1 protein-coding gene and 1 pseudogene are annotated in these 2,059 nt (G+C 55.7%); one reads left to right on the top strand and one right to left on the bottom strand.

The features are described from left to right. Positions 1-334 precede the first annotated feature (334 nt). Positions 335-598, top strand: a pseudogene (locus tag BW994_RS18710) (IS701 family transposase); the annotation flags it as partial. A gap of 426 nt (positions 599-1,024) precedes the next feature. Here BW994_RS18710 and BW994_RS18975 read toward each other — a convergent pair. Continuing rightward, the gene (locus BW994_RS18975) at positions 1,025-1,561 is read right to left on the bottom strand and encodes a PEP-CTERM sorting domain-containing protein (RefSeq protein WP_029314410.1); all 537 of its coding nucleotides are present in this window, start codon (positions 1,559-1,561) and stop codon (positions 1,025-1,027) included. Between the last annotated feature and the right edge of the window lie 498 nt (positions 1,562-2,059).

The raw sequence follows: 2,059 nt of genomic DNA, 5'->3' as shown, positions 1-2,059 counted from the left end.
GTGGCGCGGAATGACGCGCCTCACCGATATCACCCTCGGAGCGGTCACCATGGCAAATATTTGTGGGTAATCGAAAGCCTCACCGGATGGGTACGTCTGTTCTCCCGTCGCGCTCGCAGATCCACGGCGCTGCTGCGGTGGATGACCTACGCGGGCACGCATGATGCGATTGCCCCCGCCTGTGGCCACCGCCGACTTCGTGACGAGTATTGCTGCATGCGCGATGCACTTCCGGAAAAGGGCCAGCCTGAGCACAAAAAAGTCCCGCCAGCTTAGCATTACAGTTGCATTTTTCAGTTGCTAAACGCGTTGAACTCTGAATCAATGGGTGACCATGAGTCGGAGGTCATGGATTTTGAGTGCATCAATCGAAGCGACGCTGGAATATTGGGCGAAGTCACTGCGCGATGTGAAAGCACGCATCCGGCCGTTGCTTACGCAGGATCGTGTTGCGGCTTCGGCAAACGCCTTTCTTGACGGCTTGCTTGGGGATGAGCGTCGCAAGACAGGCTGGATGCGTGCCGAGGCGGCTGGAGATCGAGGACCGTGGCGTCAGCAGGCGATTCTTGGTCGCGGACGATGGAAGGCGAATTCGCTTTTCTCCGCCATTTTGGCGTTGTGTTTTTGGTTTTTGTCGTTTTTTGTTTGGCGATATTTGAGTGCTAACGGTGCACACAGCGCGTCGCTGCGCGGCACAAAGATGTACACATTAGATACGCATGGATCAATTGTGTATCTCACAGCGGGTCAGCATTATTTGTTATATGGGTTGATTGTCGCGGGCGCCGCTTTGTTTTTGGTGACGGCCCTCCTGGGCTATTGGGGGCGCAAGCGTTCGGCGGTTGTGGGCTAAGCCCGATCTGACGCGCACGGAGGTTCCGGAAACGGTTCTGGTAAAGTCTTGATGCGACAAGGTGCAGCCGGGATTGCGCGCTGCGTTATGGCGGATGAAGGTGTAGCCGAAGCATTGGGCGGATCAGAGCGGTGGGGTGCTTGAGCGCACCCCACCGTCATCAGCAATAATTTAGGCGCGCGATGCGCGTTTTTGGCGTTTGCGGAGAACGAGGCCGAGGCCGAGGAGGCCGGTGCCGAGGAGGGCGAACGAGCCGGGCTCGGGAACTTCGGTGACGGTGAGAATGGCCGGGATTTTCCGGAAATTGCCCGTAGGATCGACATTGCTGATTAGTTCGACATAGGGGACTTTGCGTTCGGCATAGGTGCCGCCCAGATTGATCGACAGGCCGTCACTGACAAAAGAGAGGCCGCCCGAGGTGAAATATTGTACGGCACCTTTTGGCGCGCCGAGCGGCGAGAATAGATTATCGGCGCCGCCATAGTTGGAGAGGCCGGTGACTGCATGGCCATCCCAGGTACCGGAAATTGAGCTGATGTTGAAGAATGTGGTCGACGCGGCGTTGCCCAGCGTTATGAACAAGGTGGCGGAATCGCTTTTGGAGGGAACTTTGTAGGACACTTGGTATTCGGGTCCCGCCATGGCGGTTCCGGCGCTGATGGTGAACAGACCCAGCGCGAGGGCCGAGGCGATGAGGATGCGTTTCATGGGAGTCCTTCAGGTTGACGATGGAGGTTTTTATAGTGCAAAAATGGGGCCATTATTTTTGTTGTTTGTTATCAAGTGCGTAGGGAGAGCGCTGGGTGGAGGTGTAAAATTTTCTGACACACGGTTTTGTGATTTGGCGGTGGTGGTTGGGAGGCTGGGCTTGCGCGGCGAGGGAGAAAGTTTAGGTCCAGGCTTGATTTAGGTATAATGACCGCGGCGATAGCGCTTATCAAAGGGACGACCGGAATCACTCACCTTAATTTTCGGTCAGACACTTAGAAAAATTTCGGTCTTGGGCAAAAAATATGCCCAGTTGCCGTCCCCATAACTTTACCGAAAAAATATTTCGCAAAGGTAGGATTTGTATCCCTTGATACCCACCAAACCAACCGCACCCCACTAAACCTCAGCCCAACGGCATCCCAGGAAAATCAACGGGTTGCAGCGCGCATCGAGCCCCCGATCACGCCGTCCCGATCCTCAACGGCACGTCGGCTG

This window comes from Acidiphilium rubrum (assembly GCF_900156265.1).
GTDB classification, from domain to species: Bacteria; Pseudomonadota; Alphaproteobacteria; order Acetobacterales; family Acetobacteraceae; genus Acidiphilium; species Acidiphilium rubrum.
This window is presented reverse-complemented; position numbering and strand designations above follow the sequence as displayed.

Bases quoted from the DNA above. Each gene is read 5' to 3' on its own strand.
- BW994_RS18975 (WP_029314410.1), bottom strand. From the start codon at position 1,561: ATGAAACGCATCCTCATCGCCTCGGCCCTCGCGCTGGGTCTGTTCACC.